Raw genomic sequence first — 16,752 nt, forward strand, 5'->3', positions numbered from 1 at the left:
TCATACAGGCTTCCATGCCAGCGACGCAGCGGGGCAAATTATCAAAGGCGGTCTTCAGTGCCAAACGCTTGATCTTCTTGCGCAAGACGCGCTGCCCGGAGTGATCAAAGCCGGCCAGATGGAAGGTCTCCTTGCCGGTATCCACGCCAATGACTGCGATTTCATCAGTGTTTTCAGGCTTCTTCGACTTCATAACTGCTTCTCCTGTTTGCAGAAAGTTGCCGCCCTGCCTGGTGGCGATGGAGGCCTGCGGTGGCGCGCATTTCCGGGGCCGGGAGCTGGCCAAGCTCGGCCACGGCATCAAGCTCATCCCGCCCGCCTATGTGAAGCCCTTCATCAAGCGGCAAAGAAATGATGCGGCGGATGCCGAGGCGATCTGCGAGGCGGTGCAGAGACCGAACATGCGCTTCGTGCCGGTGAAGAGCGAGGAAACGCAAGGGGCGGCCAGCATCTTCCGTGTCCGAGAATTGCTCATCCGGCAGCGGACCCAGGCCATCAACGCGCTTCGCGGACACCTCACCGAGTACGGCTGGGCCGTGCCACAGGGTGCGGCGAATGCCCGGCGCCTGGCCGCCCTTGCCGCGGACGAGGACGCGGGCCTGCCCGCCTCGGCGCGGGCCTCCCTGACCGTCCTGACTGCAACGCTTGCCCAGCCCGACGCTCAGATCGAGACCTTGGATGCCGGGAACGACCGGCGCGCCAAGACGGATGAGGTTGCCCGGCGCCTGATGACGATCCCGGGCATAGGCCCGTTGATCGCCACGGCTATCGCCACGCTGGCTCCGCCGCCAGAAGCTTTCCGGAAGGGGCGAGACTTCACGGCATGGCTCGGCCTCACGCCGCGGCAGCACTCGACAGGCCGCAAGCAGAGGCCCGGCGCCACGACGGCCCTCCCGGGACATTGCGTGCCGCAATGCCCTGCCGGGCAGTGGATGGGCGAGCGCTCTCTGCGCCCGTTGCTGATCATCGGCGCCAACAGCGTTATCATCAAGCGGCACTGTCACGCTTCGGCGCGTCCGGGCGCGTGGTTGGCGGGAATGCTGGAGCGGAAGCCGGCGATGCTGGTCCGGGCCGCCCTCGCCAGCAAGATGGCGCGGATCGTCTGGGCGCTGATGAAGAGCGGAGAGATCTACCGGGCTCCGGCCATGGCGGCGTAAGGTCCGCCAGCGGTCGCGAGGCCGTCGGAGCGGAGGAGGGCCGAGAGCCGCTTGACGCAACGGTCGTAAGACGGGGCCGGCAGAACCAGAGTGCGACAGAGTGCCATCGAGCACGCGGCTTTGATTTGGTTCCGGCCCGCGAACACCATGCGGGCCCGCGGCATGACGATGACCGCATCACGGTGCCGGATACATGTCAGCACCCGGCACCGCGCCAAATTGCTCCCAAACCCTCTTGCGCAAAGGGCGGTTATACATGCTGCACAAATCTCCTGATGGGATTCATGCCGTGTCTCCAGCATGGTAGCTTGGCGGCATGAGCAGTTGGAACCCCACGGCCTGCAAGACGACGAACCGGCAGGATTGCATTGATGCGCTGAAGCGGCGCGGGCCCTTGCCGGCCCGGTTTGATCCCGGGATGATTTGAACACCGCCGCCGCGTGGCAAACGGAGCCGGCAGCAGCGCTTCGGCGATGCCGCGGTTCAGACCTGCCTGACTTTGAAAGCTCTGTTCGGGATGCCCCGGCGGAAGAGTGAACCAGTGACGGCGGCACTGGTTCGATCCCGCTGGCGAACGGTTTGTGCAGAGCCTTCTGCGGTTGGCCGGGCTGGAGTGGCAGGGGCCGGATTTCAGCACGCTGTGCCGCAGGCGACAGACGGTGAACGCCAGCCTGCCGTATCGGGGCGGCACTGGACCGCTCACCCTCCTGATCCCCTCCCGGCGGTGCTTGCACCGCCTGCCGGGCAGGGGACAGCACTGGCATCAAATCCGAAGGCGAAGGCGAATGGAACGCGCGCAAGCATGGAGGCCCCAAACGCCGCATCCACTGCCCGGCAGGCGATCGCGGAGCAATCTGCCAGGAGGGGGATGATCTAAGAACAGGAGTTCAAGCGTTCGGCAGCAGAGCTGAGCCGCCGGCACGGCCTGAGCCTGGCGGCCTTTTACAAGCTGAAGTCCAAGTATGGCGGCTTGGAGGTGCCGGAGGCCGCGCGGATTGTCAAACGGGGCGTCCAGGTTGATCAGCTCGAACGGGCCGGTGCCGACATCGCTTTCGCATGGCGCACCCGGATCACCGCCGCAGGCCCCGGCTGTCCAGCATCTTGATGCAGTAGCCCATAGTCAGCAGCGGAAAGTCTGGGTGGCTGTCCTTCAGAACGACTTTGACAGTCGGGGGCAACGGCTTCGGCATGGTCGATGATACCCATCACGCTTTTGGTCGGGCTGTTGATGGTTTCCGGCTGGGTGCGCATCAGTGAAAACGCGACGTCCCCGGCGGTGAAGGCATTGCCGTAGTGGAATGTCACGCCCGGGCGTTGCCTGAAGATCCATTCCTTGGCGTCAGGAGTGGCCGGCCATTCCAGCGCCAGATCGGCAGAAGGGCGGCCGTCTTCGCCCTGGCGGACCAGGCGGGAATAGACGTTCTGGATGGCTTCGTAATAGCGCTGCGGAGAGATCGGGTCCATCGGCGCAGATCTGCCAAATCCCAGCTCGTGCAGGATGCGCAGCGTTTCAGCTGCGGTTGCGGTACTGGCCTGAGCGATGGCAGCAGAAAGCAAAGCGGCTTTCTCATGGGTCTATGTTGGGGCGTGGCCGGCTGGAAAGAGTGGCGGCGAGATTGCCTGCCGCCGCAAATTGCCGGATTGAGTGAAATATTCGTGACGCGGAAAAGCCGGACCAGCGGCCGTATTCGTGCATTTACCGCTGCGCCTTGATTTATAGGTTTTAGAGAAGGCTGTAGTGTTTTTGTTTCCTGAATTTCACAAAATTTTCAAAATGTTACCCAAAAATATGCAGTCAGCCACGAGCTGTCTTTCCGCCTTTGACGCAGCTGCGGGCACCTGAACTTCACAATTTCTGCCCGGGAACCGGGCCGGTTAAAGGGACCGGTTGGTGCCCTCCCGCGCTCCGAGAGGCTGCAGGAAGCCAGGATCGAAAATGGAGTGAGTTCCAGGGGGGCTCATCCGGATTACGGCATGAACTTTGCGGAATGCGGCAGAAAGCTGCATCCGGCTAGGGAATTGTTAGAGAGTGCAGCCTAAACCTGCCAGCAACATGCCCGCAATGAAGGTTCCGCACGAATGCTCCGACTTCCCAATTTTCTGTACCGTCTGCCTGTCCGTATCTATGCGCTGGCAGCGCTTGCACTCAGCCTGACTGCTGTACTGACGTTCTTGTTGCTGTCGCAATCCGTCAAAAACGCCTATGAAATGCGTTATACAGAGCTGCACAACGTCACAGACACCGCAGTCAGCCTGCTGCGCGATCTGGAAGAAGGTGTGAAATCCGGCCGCTTCACCGAGCAGGAGGCCCGGGACATCGGCCGAGAGCGGCTGACGGCTCTGCGTTTCGGCGATGCAGGTTATGTTTTTGTCTTCGACCATGATCTGGTGGTTCAGGCGCATCCGGTCGTGCCTGCCTGGAATGGCACCAACCAGGGCGCTTACGAGGATGTGACGGGCATGAAGGTTTTCCAGGAGCTGGAAAAAATTGCCGCCGCCAAAGGGGCAGGGGAGCTTACATATTACTTCAAGAAGCCGGATTCCGAGGTGATCGAAGCCAAGATCGGCTATGTGCAGGCCTATGAACCCTGGGGCTGGATTGTCGGCACCGGTGCCTATGTCTCGGATATCGAAGCCGACGTGGCACTGATGCGCAAGGAGGCGCTGATCATTCTGGGGATCAGCCTGGTGGCGCTGTCGATTGCCGCCTATTTCATCACCCGCAGTGTCACTGGCCCGCTGAATGGACTGAAGTCCCGTATGCAGTCGATGGCCGATGGCGACACCGACAGTGAAATCCCCTCCGCCGATGCGCGCAGTGAGCTGGGGGAGATTGCCCAAAGCCTTGATGTGTTCCGCCAGGCATTGATCCGCCAGAAAGATCTGGAAAAGGCCGAGCAGTTGCGCAACGAGAAACGCGGCAAAGTTGTGGGTGTGCTCAGCGGTAAACTGTCAGCCTTGTCGCAGGGGGATCTGACCGCGCAGATCACAGAAACCTTCCCCGAGGACTACGAACAGCTGCGCCAGGATTTCAATACAACCGCGCAGAACCTCAGCACCACGGTGGAACAGGTGATTGCCGCGGCTGGCAGCATCCGCAACGGCGCGGCTGAGATCAGCCAGGCCTCGGATGATCTGTCGCACCGCACCGAAAGCCAGGCCGCGACGCTGGAAGAAACCGCCGCCGCCCTGGATGAGCTGACCGCTTCGGTCAAATCTGCGGCGGAGGGCGCCCGCAGTGTCGAGGCCACGATGGAAGACGCCAAGGGCGAAGCCCGCACCAGCGGCGAAGTTGTGCAAAGCGCGGTGGCCGCGATGACCGAGATTGAGGAATCCTCGGCGCATATCTCGCAGATCATCTCGGTAATCGACGATATCGCGTTTCAGACCAACCTGTTGGCGCTGAACGCCGGGGTTGAGGCCGCCCGCGCAGGCGAGGCGGGCCGCGGTTTTGCGGTGGTGGCATCGGAGGTGCGGGCGCTGGCGCAGCGCTCATCGGATGCGGCGATGGAGATCAAGACCCTGATCGGCAACAGCTCTGGGCAGGTTGCCCGTGGTGTTGATCTGGTGGGTAAGGCCGGAGACGCGCTGCAAAGCATCGTTTCGCAGGTCAGCCACATCTCGCAGCTGGTCTCCGGCATTGCCGAAGGCGCTGCCGAGCAGTCCACCGGTCTGAATGAGATCAACACGGGTGTCACCCAGCTGGATCAGGTCACTCAGCAGAACGCTGCCATGGTGGAACAGGCCACTGCGGCGGGCCATTTGCTGAAGACAGACGCCTCCAAGCTGAGCGATCTGGTGGCGCACTTCAAGATCCCCGGCGGCCGTATGGCGGCGGTGCCTGCCCAGGCGGCCAGCGCACCGGCATCTGTGCCGTCTGCCCATGGCAGCGATGATTGGGACGTACAGGCCGCCCCGCAGCCCGCCCCGCAGCCTGTTGCCGCGGCCGGTGGCAATGCGGCTAAGAATATGTGGCAGGATTTCTAATCCATCTGCCACCGTTTGCTGAAACAAAAAAGACGCCCGGGGAATTCCCCGGGCGTCTTTTTTGTTTCGGTCTGTCAGGATAGGTCAGCCGATGATCGCATTGAGCGTGGCCGAGGGGCGCATCACCCTGGCCTTCAGCTCGGCACTCGGGCGGTAGTAGCCGCCAATGTCGGCCGCCGGGCCCTGAGCCGCGGCCAGCTCGGACAGGATCTGCTCTTCTTTTGCACCCAGCTCTTCGGCGATGGGTTTGAAATGCGCCGCCAGACCTGCGTCTTCGCTCTGGGCTGCCAGGGCCTCGGCCCAATAGCGGGCAAACCAGTAGTGGCTGTCGCGGTTGTCCGGCTGGCCCACCTTGCGCGAGGGTGAACGGTTGTGGTCCAGGATGCCTTGGGTCGCGTCCTCAGCCGCGCGGCCCAGCACGCCGGCCTGGGCGTTGCCTTTGCTGTCGGCCAGGAAGTTCAGGCTTTCCCCCAGCGCGCAGAATTCACCCATAGAATCCCAGCGCAGGTGGTTTTCCTCAACCAGCTGCTGAACGTGTTTCGGGGCCGAGCCGCCGGCGCCGGTTTCAAACAGCCCGCCGCCCTGCATCAGCTTGACGATCGACAGCATCTTGGCCGAGGTGCCCAGCTCCAGGATCGGGAACAGGTCGGTCAGGTAGTCGCGCAGCACGTTGCCGGTGATGGCGATGCTGTCCTTGCCTGCAGTGATGGTTTCCAGGCTCTGACGGGTTGCTTCGCGCGGCGCCATGATCTGGAACTTGTCCGCAACGCCTGCCTTCTCCAGCGCGGGCTGAACGTATTTGATCAGCTCGGCGTCATGGGCACGGGCTTCGTCCAGCCAGAAGATCGCCTCGGAGCCTGTCAGCCGCTGGCGGTCCATTGCCAAGAGGATCCAGTTCTCGATCGGCGCCTTCTTGACGGTGCAGGCGCGCCAGATGTCGCCGCATTCAACGTCATGCGAATGCAGCGTGTCGCCACTGGCCAGCACGATGCGGATGGTGCCGTCTGCGGGGGCTTCGAACGTGGTGGGGTGGGAGCCGTATTCCTCAGCCTTCTGCGCCATCAGGCCGACGTTGGCCACGGCGCCTGCTGTGGTCACGTCCAGCGCACCGTTGGCTTTGAAGAAGCTGATGGTCTCGTCATAGACGGTGGCATAGCAGCGGTCAGGGATCACGCAGTTGGTGTCGCCCTTGTTGCCGTTCTGGTCCCAGCCCTTGCCGCCGGCCCGGATCACCGCAGGCATGGATGCGTCGATGATCACGTCGGACGGCACGTGCAGGTTGGTGACGCCCTTGTCGCTGTCCACCATATACATGTCCGGGCGCTCGGCGCGCACGGCCTCGATGGCGGCGGTGATTTCAGCGTTGTCCTTCACCCGCTCCAAGAGATCGCCCAGGCCGGAATTCGGGTTCACGCCCAGTGCGTCCAGTTCAGCCCCGAATTTGTCAAACACCGGCGCCAGCCAGGCCTTGACCGCATGGCCAAAGATGATCGGGTCGGAGACCTTCATCATGGTGGCCTTCATGTGCAGCGAGAACATGGTGCCGTCGGATTTGGTGTCGGCAATCGCTTCGCCCAGGAAGGACGCCAGCGCCTTGACCGACATGAATGTGGCGTCCGCCACGGTGCCGTCTTCCAGCGGCCAGCCGTCTTTCAGCACGGTGACAGCGCCGTCCTTGGCGACGAATTCGATTTTCGCAGCGCCGGCCTGATCTGCAGTGATGGTGGCGGATTTCTCGTTTGCATAGAAATCGTTGCCCGGCATTGACGACACTTTGGTCTTGCTGTCTGCCGACCATGCGCCCATCGAATGCGGGTTGTTTCGGGCAAAATTCTTCACTGCCTTGGCGGCGCGGCGATCGGAGTTGCCTTCGCGCAGAACCGGGTTCACCGCCGAGCCTTTGATGGCGTCAAAACGCGCGCGGACGTCCTTTTCGGCTTCGGTGGAGGGTTCATAGGGGTAGTCCGGAATGGCATAGCCCTGACCCTGCAGCTCCGTGATGGCGGCGACCAGCTGCGGCACCGAGGCCGAGACATTGGGCAGCTTGATGACATTGGCGTCCGGGGTCTTCACCAGCTGGCCCAGCTCGGCCAGATCATCGCTTTGGCGCTGTTCTGCGGCCAGACCTTCCGGGAAGGCGGAGATGATGCGGCCGGCCAGCGAAATGTCCTTGGTGCCGACGGTAACACCAGCGGCCGAAGCGAACTTGCGAATGATCGGCAGGAAGGATGCCGAGGCCAGTTCGGGCGCTTCGTCTACAATGGTATACAATATGTCCGGGGTTTGATTTTCTGCCATGTTCCACAACCTTTCAGCGATCTCGGAGGCTTATTGAGCATCAGCACGGACAAGCCGCGCCGGTTTCGGGTATTCCGGTGCTGCCGCGGCGGCGCCTTGAAAATAGGCGGAACCCGGCCTGGCAGCCAATGGTATGGCCCCCATGTAGAACACGATTGCTGCGGGTGCAATGGTTTGGCGCATCTGCACCCCGCGCGGATTGCCGCGGCTTTGGGTTTCGGGCAGGGAAGGGACCGGTCAGGAGGGGCGCTGCCCCTCTTGGGCCTTTGGCCCAATTCACCCCGGAGTATTTCTGAAAAGGAGAAGCGGGAAAGAGCAGCAAGGATATAGGGAACTGGAGGTTATTCGCGCAGCTCGTCCGGGGCGACGCCCCAGAGTTTTTTCTTCGGCGCCCAGCCGCTGTAGCCGCCGGCCGAAATCTCGCACCAGCTGGTCCCGCATTCGCCAAGCCGGGCCACCACGCCCAGTTCGAAGGCGGCGGATACCGGTGAGCGGCTGTCCGGGCGGGAATGCACGGTCAGCATGTCTTCTTCGATCAGCACCGTGCGCACACCGGACAGCAGTGCGTAATGCACCCAGCCGCCGGCCCCCTCGCGGTCCTGCACCCGGCGCCAGTGGCCGTATTCTGCGGTGATTTCCAGCGGCATGCCGCGGCGTTTGAACACCCAGTCGATCTTGTGCGTCAGCGACGGGCCGCGGCGCACATTGCCCTTGGCCGCCTTCATCGAGACATAGCGGGGCAGCGGCAGGTTTGTGACAGGGCCGCGGGATTCAGCGGCGCACACAGCCCCCGCCAGCGCCAAGGATACCGCTGCCGCTGCCAGATGGCGCATTGCCATTGCCGCTTTTTTCACTGCCTGCTCGCCTCTTTTTGCCCGGCCGGGTCAGGCCCAGCCTCTTGTTCCGGTGTTCTGCCCGCCCTTTTGCCCTGGCCGGGAAATTTCCGGCCAGCGGCAAGGGAGTTGCGCTTGGGTTCTTGTGCCCGTCCGCGTCCTGCGCCACGATGCCATGGAGGCGTGCGGAATGAAAAGCCCAAGGGAGAGCGCAAGTGCCAAGAGACCGACTGAGTGTTGTTGTTACGCGACGGTTGCCGGAACCTGTGGAAACGCGGCTGAGCGAGCTGTTTGATGTGCGCCTGCGCGAGGATGACGCGCCGATGACGCGGGCCGAGCTGGCCGCGGCGGTGAAGGATGCCGATGTGCTGGTGCCCACGGTCACCGATACCATTGATGCAGGGATCCTGGGTCAGGCGGGTGAGCGGCTGCGGCTGATTGCCAACTACGGCGCGGGCGTCGATCATATTGATGTATCCACCGCCCGCCAGCGCGGCATTTTGGTCTCCAACACGCCCGGCGTGCTGACCGATGATACCGCCGACATGGCGATGGCGCTGATCATGGCGGTGGTGCGCCGCATGCCCGAAGGGCTGGCGGTGATGCAAAAAGGCGACTGGCAGGGCTGGGCGCCCACAGCACTGTTGGGCGGGCGGATTGCCGGGCGGCGGCTGGGCATTCTCGGCATGGGCCGGATCGGCCAGGCCGTGGCCAAACGCGCCGCCGCCTTCGGCATGCAAGTCCATTACCACAACCGCCGCCGTCTGCGCCCGGAGACGGAAGACGCACTGGAAGCCACCTATTGGGAGAGCCTCGATCAGATGGTGGCGCGGATGGATGTGATCTCCATCAACTGCCCCTCGACGCCCTCCACCTTTCACTTGATGAATGCGAGGCGGCTGAAGCTGATGAAACCTTCGGCTGTGATCGTGAACACTTCGCGCGGCGAGGTGATCGATGAACACGCCCTGACCCGGATGCTGCGGTCTGATGAGATCGCGGGCGCGGGCCTGGACGTCTATGAACACGGCACCGACATCAACCCGCGCCTGCGCGAGCTGCCCAATGTGGTGCTGCTGCCGCATATGGGCTCGGCCACCATCGAGGGCCGCATCGAGATGGGCGAGAAGGTGCTGTTGAATATCAAGACCTTTGAGGATGGCCACCGCCCGCCGGATCAGGTGGTGCCGTCGATGCTGTAACTGCCCGGGCTCCGGGCCGGAATTTGAGAAAGGACTTTTCCATGAGACACTTGATTCTGGCCTGTATCGTCGGCGCCGGCAGTGCCGCCGCGCAGGAGGCCGCCGACGCTGTGGCTCCTGAGGGGGCAACCGCCGGCACGTTTAAGTCACTCTCGGCGGAAACCGCCGCCGCGCTGGAGGCCAAGTCCGCAGGCCTGCCGGTAGACGCCGAAAACTGGATGGTCGCTGCTGCCAATCCGCACGCTGTTGAAGCTGGCGCAGCTGTGCTGCGCGCAGGCGGCAGCGCGGCGGATGCGATGGTGGCGGTGCAGACTGTACTGGGCCTGGTGGAGCCGCAGTCCTCAGGCCTTGGCGGCGGTGCGTTCCTTGTCTGGTATGACGCTGCAACGGGAGAGCTGACCACGCTGGACGGGCGCGAGACTGCGCCGCTGGATGCTACGCCACTCTTGTTTCAGGATGAAAACGGCGCGCCGTTGAAATTCTTTGATGCGGTTGTCGGGGGCCGGTCCGTCGGCACGCCGGGCACACCTGCGCTGCTGGAAGCGGCGCACCGGCGCTGGGGCCGCGCCAACTGGCCGTCGCTGTTTGAACCGGCGATCCGGCTGGCTGAGGAAGGTTTTTCCGTCTCTCCGCGTCTGGCCGGGCTGGTGGCCGACGATGCAGAGCGGCTGGAACGGTTCCCGGCCACCGCTGATTACTTCCTGCCGGACGGCGCACCCATTGCCGAAGGCGCCATGCTGCTGAACCCGGACTATGCCGCCACCCTGCGGGCCTTAGCCCAGGGCGGGGCAGGGGCGTTTTACAGCGGTCCTATCGCGGCAGAGATCGTCCGCACCGTCACCACCGCCGAGGGCAACCCGGGCGTTTTGTCGGCCACCGATCTAGCGCTCTATCAGGTCAGGGAACGCCCGGCGGTCTGCGCCGCCTACCGCGATTTCGAGGCCTGCGGCATGGGGCCGCCGTCCTCCGGCGCGCTGACGGTGGGGCAGATCCTGGGGATGCTGAACTCTTATGATCTGGCCGCATTGGGGGCCGAAAGCGCCGAGGCCTGGCGGTTGATCGGCGATGCTTCGCGGCTCGCCTTTGCCGACCGGGGCCGCTACATGGCGGACAGCGATTTTGTGCCAGTGCCGGCGCACGGGCTGGTGGCAGCGGATTACCTCGCCAGCCGGGCAGAGCTGCTGCAAGGCGATGATGCCTTGCCCGAGGTGGCGCCGGGGGCGCCCGAGTTCGATCATGCGCTGCTGCTGGCAGATGACGAGTCCATCGAATTGCCCTCGACCTCGCATATCTCCATCGTGGACCAGTACGGCAACGTGCTGTCGATGACCACGACGATTGAAAACGCCTTTGGCTCGCGGCTGATGGCAGGCGGGTTCCTGTTGAACAATGAGCTGACGGATTTCTCCTTCCGCACCCATGTCAATGGCGTGCCCATCGCCAACCGCCTGGAGCCGGGCAAACGGCCGCGCTCCTCAATGGCACCAACAATTGTGCTTAGGGACGGCAAGCCAGTGCTGGCCATCGGCTCCCCCGGCGGCAGCCGCATCATCGGCTATGTGGCCAAGTCGATCATCGCTTGGGCCGACTGGGGTATGAACATCCAGCAGGCGCTGGCACTGCCGCATCTGGTCAACCGGTTCGGCACCTATGATCTGGAGGCAGGCACCAGCGCTGAGGGGCTGGAAGAGGCGCTGACGGATATGGGGTATGAGGTCAATATCCGCGATCTGACCTCCGGCCTGCACGCGATAGAGATCGGCGAGGGGCTGAAGGGGGCTGCGGACCCCAGGCGTGAAGGGATCGCGCTGGGCGGTTAGCCTGTATCGCACGTCCGCCAGGCCGAGCGGCAGCAGCCCTACGGGGTTCTGGGTATTGCTGAACTGCAAGTGCCGGGCGTAGGTTAACAGGTGAAGTTCCGGGCTCTGTGCCCTGACCCCGAGGAGACCTATCATGGTGCAAGCCACCTCACTGCCGCGCAACGAGGCCGGGATCGCCGCCGCCGTCGAGACGCTGCAACAGCGGTTCGGCGACCAGCTGCAGACCGGCCAGGCCATCTGTGAGCAGCACGGCCACACCACCACCTGGATCACCAACCAGGCGCCCGATGCAGTGGTCTTTCCCACGTCTGCAGACGAAGTATCGGAGATCCTCAAGACTTGCGCCGAATACGGCGTGCCGGTCATCCCCTTCGGCACGGGCACTTCACTGGAGGGCCATGTGAATGCCCCCGCAGGCGGCATCTGCATCGACATGATGCGGATGGACAGGATCATTGCCGTCCACGCCGAAGACCTCGACGTGGTGGTGCAGCCGGGCGTTACCCGCGAACAGCTCAACACTTACCTGCGCGACCAAGGGCTGTTTTTCCCGATTGATCCCGGCGCCAATGCCTCGCTGGGCGGCATGGCGGCGACGCGGGCCTCGGGCACCAACGCGGTGCGCTATGGCACCATGAAGGACAACGTGCTGGCGCTTGAGGCGGTGATGGCTGACGGTGGCGTGATCCGCACTGCCCAGCGGGCCAAGAAATCCTCGGCCGGCTATGACCTCACCCGTCTTCTTGTCGGCAGTGAGGGCACCCTGGGCCTGATCACCGAACTGACCCTGAAGCTGCAGGGCATCCCTGAGGCGATCCGCTCCGCCCGCTGCTCCTTCCGCTCGGTGGACGACGCCTGCCAGGCGGTGATGATGACCATTCAATACGGCATCCCTGTTGCCCGGATCGAACTGCTGGACGCGCTGAGCGTGCGCGCCGCCAATGCCTATTCCGGCCTCGACCTGCCGGAAACCCCGCTGCTCTTGCTGGAATTCCACGGCTCGGACGCGGGCGTGGTGGAACAGTCGGAGATGTTTACCTCCATCGCCGAGGAATTCGGCGGCTTTGATGCAGCGGCAACCTCAACAGCCGAGGAGCGCAACAAGCTGTGGCAGGCGCGCCATGACATGTATTGGGCCAGCCTGCAGCTGCGCCCGGGCGCCAAGGGGATTTCCACCGATGTTTGCGTGCCGATCTCCCGCCTTGCGGAATGCGTCGGCGCTGCGCGGGACAAAGCCGAGAGCATGGGACTGATGGCGCCGATTGTCGGCCATGTAGGCGACGGCAATTTTCATGCGCTGCTGCTGATCGATATGGACAGCGGGATCGAGCGGCAGAAGGCGGATGATTATGTCGGCTGGCTCAACGATCTGGCGATCTCGATGGACGGTACCTGCACCGGAGAGCATGGCATCGGCCAGGGCAAACGGCCGTATCTGCAAAAGGAGCTGGGCGAGGCAACCCGCTACATGGCGGCCATCAAGGCCGCGCTTGACCCGGAGAACATCATGAACCCGGGCAAGATTCTGGAGATGTGAACCGCAGGAACCGCCTGCGGTCCATGCTGGATCAGCGGCGGAATTTGAGTATTTGGAAAAAGATGAAGCGCAACCCTGCCTCTTCATCTTTTCTCAAATACTCACTGCCCGACGGCGGCACCGGGGCGCAGGGCCAAGGTGTTGCGCATCCGGCGCGCGCATGCCTCACCGCATCTTAAACCCGCTCTGCCATGATCTTCCCTGATCGCGGTCACCGCCGGGGCTGACACTCCCGGCACTTTGGAACAGGGCCCTTTGGCGAGGGCACGCAGAGACAAGTTTCAGCGTGCGGGAGGAACCTCCCGTTCCGCCTCCGCCTGTTGGCGGCGCCGCCACTCCTTACTGCTGACGATCAAAGCATCAGACAGCACCCAAGGATCAGCACCGGCAGAATGCAGCTGCAACCGGCAGGGCAGTGGCCCTGGCCGGGCAGCAGCAATTGCATAGCGCTCTTCCCTGAATTGCCGGAATACTGCCTCAATTCTGCGCCGGGTCCTGATTTGGGATAAAGCCGGAGCGTTTCGCAAAACCGGAGAACGGCATGGGACTGAAAAAGGCAATGGGCATCCTGGTGTTCAGCACCCAGGCGGTGATCGGATATGACTACTACATCCAGACCCGTGACGCGGGGTTGAATTGGGGCGATCTCAGCGCCACCGACTACAGCACCATCCTGCAGGACCGCTTTACCCGCGCCCGTGCCGCCAAGGAGGCAACCAGCCTCGCCGGGCTTGCTGCCGGGGAGGGGCAGTCGGTTTGGGGAGAGGCGGCCAGCTATGGCAAGAGCCTGCTCTCGGGCGGTGAACAGATTGCAGATGCGCAGAACAGCGAAGACGCGCCGCAGCCCGTCTGCATCCGCCGCGGCAATGTTGCGGACTGCTGACAGCACCAAACCAGCCTGATCAAGGAACCGCTGGGGGCAACCGCCCCCTTATGTCTGCGCAGAAAAACGCGGTTTCCGGCAGGGCTGCCGCGAAATTCCTGTATGCTGTGGCGCGCAAGGTCGGTTTTGGCTGTTTTTGCGTCGGCTGGATTTTGCGCCGGTTTTAATGCGCGGGCATAACCGGATCCAAGAATCTCACAACGCTGGAGAGCCGGAGAATGAAAACCCAAGTCAAAGCGCTTGTTGTTGGCGGCGGCGCCGTCGGCACCTCGATTGCCTATCACCTGGCCAAGGCCGGCTGGGACGACGTCATGCTGATCGAGCGTGACGAGCTGACCTCCGGCTCGACCTGGCACGCAGCCGGCCTGCTGCCGCTGTTCAACATGTCCTACGCGACAACCCACATCCACAAGTACTCGGTCGATTTCTACAAGACCCTGGAAGAAGAAACCGGCCTGAACGCCGGCTTTGCCGTGGTGGGCAACCTGCGCATGGCGCAGACCCAGGAGCGTATGGATGAGTACATGCTCTATGCTTCCACCGCGGAAACCTGCGATGTGGACTATGAATGGCTGACCCCGGACCAGATCAAGGAACGCTGGCCGCTGATCGAGACCTCCGATCTGAAGGGCGCGATCTACCACACCGAGGACGGCTACATTAACCCGGCCGACGTGACCCAGGCGATGGCCAAAGGCGCCCGTCAGCGCGGCGTCGACATCGTCCGCAAGCTGCAGGCCGATGCTTTCCATTGGACCGGCACCCACTGGGAAGTCACCTGCACCAAGATGATCGAAAAGGGCGGCAACCTCGTCCCCTCCGACGAGCAGGTGGTGATCACCGCCGAGCATGTCGTGACCGCATCGGGCAACCACGCACAGCGCACCGCCAAGATGCTGGGCATCAAGATGCCGGCCATCCCGGTCGAGCACACCTTCATCGTCATGGACAAAGACCCCGAGCTGGTCAAATGGCGCGAAGCCGGCAACCCGGAGCACCCCGTTGTGCGCGACGCTGACAATGAGTCCTATGCGCGCGAAGAGCGCGGCGGCTGGATCCTGGGCATCTATGAGCGCGGTGCCCCTGCACAGTTCGAGCACGGCGTGCCGGACAGCTTCCGCGCCGACCTGTTCCCGCTGGACCTGGACCGGATTGCCGACCAGTACATGGCGATGGCCGAGCGCGTGCCCTCCTGCGCCGAGAGCGGCCTGAAAGACGACTTCAACGGCCCGATCTGCTACACCCCCGACGGCAACCCGCTGGTCGGCCCGGCGCCGGGCCTGCGCAACATGTGGCTGGCAGAAGGCTTCTCCTTCGGCATCACAGCCGCGGGCGGCACCGGCTACTACTTGGCGCAGATGATGGTGGACGGCGAAGCCGAGATCGACATGGCGTCGCTTGACCCCAAGCGCTACTCCTCCAACTGGATGACCACCGAGTTCGCGGCCCGCAAGAACGAAGAGTGCTATGAGCACGTCTATATCCTGCACCACCCGGACGAAGAGCGCCCGGCGGCCCGCCCGCTGCGCACCGCGCCCGCCTACGACCGCCAGAAGGCCCGCGGCGCACAGTTCGGCTGGGTCAACGGCTGGGAACGCCCGAACTACTATGGCCCGCTGGACGCGCCGGAAAACTTTGACCACGACGCCCGCTCCTTCCGCCGCGGCGGTTGGTGGCAGCACGCTGTGGACGAAGCCAAGGCGATCCGCGAAGGCGTTGGTCTGGTGGATGCAACCGCCTTCACCAAGCATGTAGTCAAAGGCCCCGGTGCCACCCAGTTCCTGGATTGGTTCACCTGCAACAAACTGCCCAAGGTTGGCCGCATCAACCTGACCTATGCGCTGACCGTTGCCGGCACCACCCGCACCGAATACACCATCGTCCGCCTGAAAGATGACGAGTATTACCTGGTGTCCGCAGGTGCCTGGACCGAGTACGACGCCGACTTCCTGAAGAAGGCGATCGAGGACAAGGAAGCTGAATTCGGCCGCATCGAAGTGCAGGACGTGACCACCCAGTGGGGCGTGTTTGCCATTGCGGGCCCGAAATCGCGCGACGTTCTGAAAGAGATCATCAACGACGCCGATCCGGAAACCGCCCTGTCGAACAAGCGCTTCCCCTGGCTGTCTGCCCGTCAGATCGAACTGGGCATGTGCCCGGTCAACGCGATCCGCGTCGCCTACACCGGTGAATTGGGCTGGGAACTGCACCACCCGATGGAGATGCAGAACTACCTGTTCGACCTGCTGGAAAAAGCGGGCGGGAAGCACGGCATGAAACTGGTAGGTGCCCGCGCCCAGAACTGGCTGCGCCAGGAGAAATCCTACCGCGCCTTCGGCAACGAACTGGGCCGCGACGCGACCCCGCTCGAAGCCGACCTGCCGCGCTTTGTCGATCTGGAAAAGGACTTCCACGGCAAGGACAAGCTGGTTGAGACCGGTGTGCGCGTGAAGTGCTGCACTCTGCTGATCGACGGTCCGAGCGATGCCGATCCCTGGGGGCACGAGGCACTTTATGCTGAAGATGGCACAACCCGCGTTGGCCGTCTGACCTCCGGCGGCTACTCGGTTGCCTTCGAGAAGTCGATCGGCATGGGCTATGTGAAGCCTGAGGTTGCAGTGGAAGGCACCAAGCTGAAGGTCAAGATCCAGGACAAACTGTGGGACGCGGTTGTGACCTGCGACAGCCCTTATGATCCGAAAAACGAGACCATCCGCCAGAACGGGTGAGTTCCGGTCCGGGCCTCTTGGGGTCCGGAAACCCGTTCAGGGGACGGTTTAAGGAGATCGCGGCGGAGCCTTGATCTGTCTCTGGAAACAACAAAATACCCCGGCCTGAGTGCCGGGGTATTTTTGTTCGGCCTGGCACTGACAGCCTTGGTAGCTGCCTCTGATGCCGGGTGTCAGACAGCTTAGTGCATCAAGCGTGCTTTGGGCAGATGATTTCCCTTTTAAAGTGTGATACAATTGCTGTCGGATCGCAGGAGCTCCGCACCGCAAGTTCCGCAGTTTGCCCGACCTGTGCAGGCACAGAAC

General features: G+C 63.2%; 9 protein-coding genes and 4 pseudogenes. 9 read left to right on the top strand and 4 right to left on the bottom strand.

Features of this window, described 5'->3' with window-relative positions; all coding sequences use genetic code 11:
- A pseudogene (locus A2I95_RS00005) lies at positions 1–193 on the bottom strand (IS110 family transposase); the annotation flags it as partial.
- A gap of 25 nt (positions 194–218) precedes the next feature.
- Here A2I95_RS00005 and A2I95_RS00010 point away from each other — a divergent pair.
- The 3 pseudogenes from A2I95_RS00010 to A2I95_RS00020 form a co-directional block, all read left to right on the top strand.
- Positions 219–1,157 (top strand): annotated as a pseudogene (locus tag A2I95_RS00010) (IS110 family transposase); the annotation flags it as partial.
- 316 nt (positions 1,158–1,473) lie between these two features.
- Positions 1,474–1,979: pseudogene (locus tag A2I95_RS00015) on the top strand (transposase); the annotation flags it as partial.
- A gap of 46 nt (positions 1,980–2,025) precedes the next feature.
- Positions 2,026–2,154, top strand: a pseudogene (locus A2I95_RS00020) (transposase); the annotation flags it as partial.
- A gap of 23 nt (positions 2,155–2,177) precedes the next feature.
- Here the strand turns inward: A2I95_RS00020 and A2I95_RS00025 are convergent.
- On the bottom strand, positions 2,178–2,714 hold the full coding sequence (locus tag A2I95_RS00025; protein ID WP_291726461.1) for an ABC transporter substrate-binding protein: 537 nt from the start codon (positions 2,712–2,714) through the stop codon (positions 2,178–2,180).
- Positions 2,715–3,236: 522 nt separating this feature from the next.
- On the opposite strand from A2I95_RS00025, the gene A2I95_RS00030 reads away from it, so the two are divergent.
- The gene (locus A2I95_RS00030; protein ID WP_291726464.1) at positions 3,237–5,144 is read left to right on the top strand and encodes a methyl-accepting chemotaxis protein; all 1,908 of its coding nucleotides are present in this window, start codon (positions 3,237–3,239) and stop codon (positions 5,142–5,144) included.
- A gap of 84 nt (positions 5,145–5,228) precedes the next feature.
- Here the strand turns inward: A2I95_RS00030 and A2I95_RS00035 are convergent, their stop codons facing one another.
- Together A2I95_RS00035 and A2I95_RS00040 are read right to left on the bottom strand one after the other, a co-directional pair.
- Positions 5,229–7,442 carry an NADP-dependent isocitrate dehydrogenase gene (locus tag A2I95_RS00035; RefSeq protein ID WP_291726466.1) on the bottom strand — a complete coding sequence of 738 codons (2,214 nt, stop codon included), beginning with the start codon at positions 7,440–7,442 and terminating at the stop codon, positions 5,229–5,231.
- 341 nt (positions 7,443–7,783) lie between these two features.
- Positions 7,784–8,281, bottom strand: a complete 498-nt coding sequence (locus tag A2I95_RS00040) for an SH3 domain-containing protein (protein WP_291726950.1) — start codon at positions 8,279–8,281, stop codon at positions 7,784–7,786.
- A gap of 209 nt (positions 8,282–8,490) precedes the next feature.
- Between A2I95_RS00040 and A2I95_RS00045 the strand changes: the two genes are divergently transcribed.
- The 5 genes from A2I95_RS00045 (at position 8,491) to A2I95_RS00065 (ending at position 16,446) form a co-directional block, all read left to right on the top strand.
- Entirely contained in the window at positions 8,491–9,477 is a 987-nt protein-coding gene (locus A2I95_RS00045) for a D-glycerate dehydrogenase (RefSeq protein ID WP_291726468.1), read from the top strand.
- A 41-nt stretch (positions 9,478–9,518) separates the two neighbouring features.
- Positions 9,519–11,297: a gamma-glutamyltransferase gene (ggt, locus tag A2I95_RS00050; protein WP_291726470.1), complete on the top strand. Its 1,779-nt coding sequence runs from the start codon at positions 9,519–9,521 to the stop codon at positions 11,295–11,297.
- Between the two features lie 133 nt (positions 11,298–11,430).
- Positions 11,431–12,834 carry an FAD-linked oxidase C-terminal domain-containing protein gene (locus A2I95_RS00055; protein WP_291726471.1) on the top strand — a complete coding sequence of 468 codons (1,404 nt, stop codon included), beginning with the start codon at positions 11,431–11,433 and terminating at the stop codon, positions 12,832–12,834.
- Positions 12,835–13,375: 541 nt separating this feature from the next.
- Positions 13,376–13,717, top strand: coding sequence for a hypothetical protein (locus A2I95_RS00060; protein ID WP_291726474.1), 342 nt, complete (start codon positions 13,376–13,378; stop codon positions 13,715–13,717).
- A 218-nt stretch (positions 13,718–13,935) separates the two neighbouring features.
- Positions 13,936–16,446: an FAD-dependent oxidoreductase gene (locus tag A2I95_RS00065; RefSeq protein WP_291726476.1), complete on the top strand. Its 2,511-nt coding sequence runs from the start codon at positions 13,936–13,938 to the stop codon at positions 16,444–16,446.
- The last annotated feature ends 306 nt before the right edge of the window (positions 16,447–16,752 follow it).

This window comes from Leisingera sp. F5, from assembly GCF_001593695.1.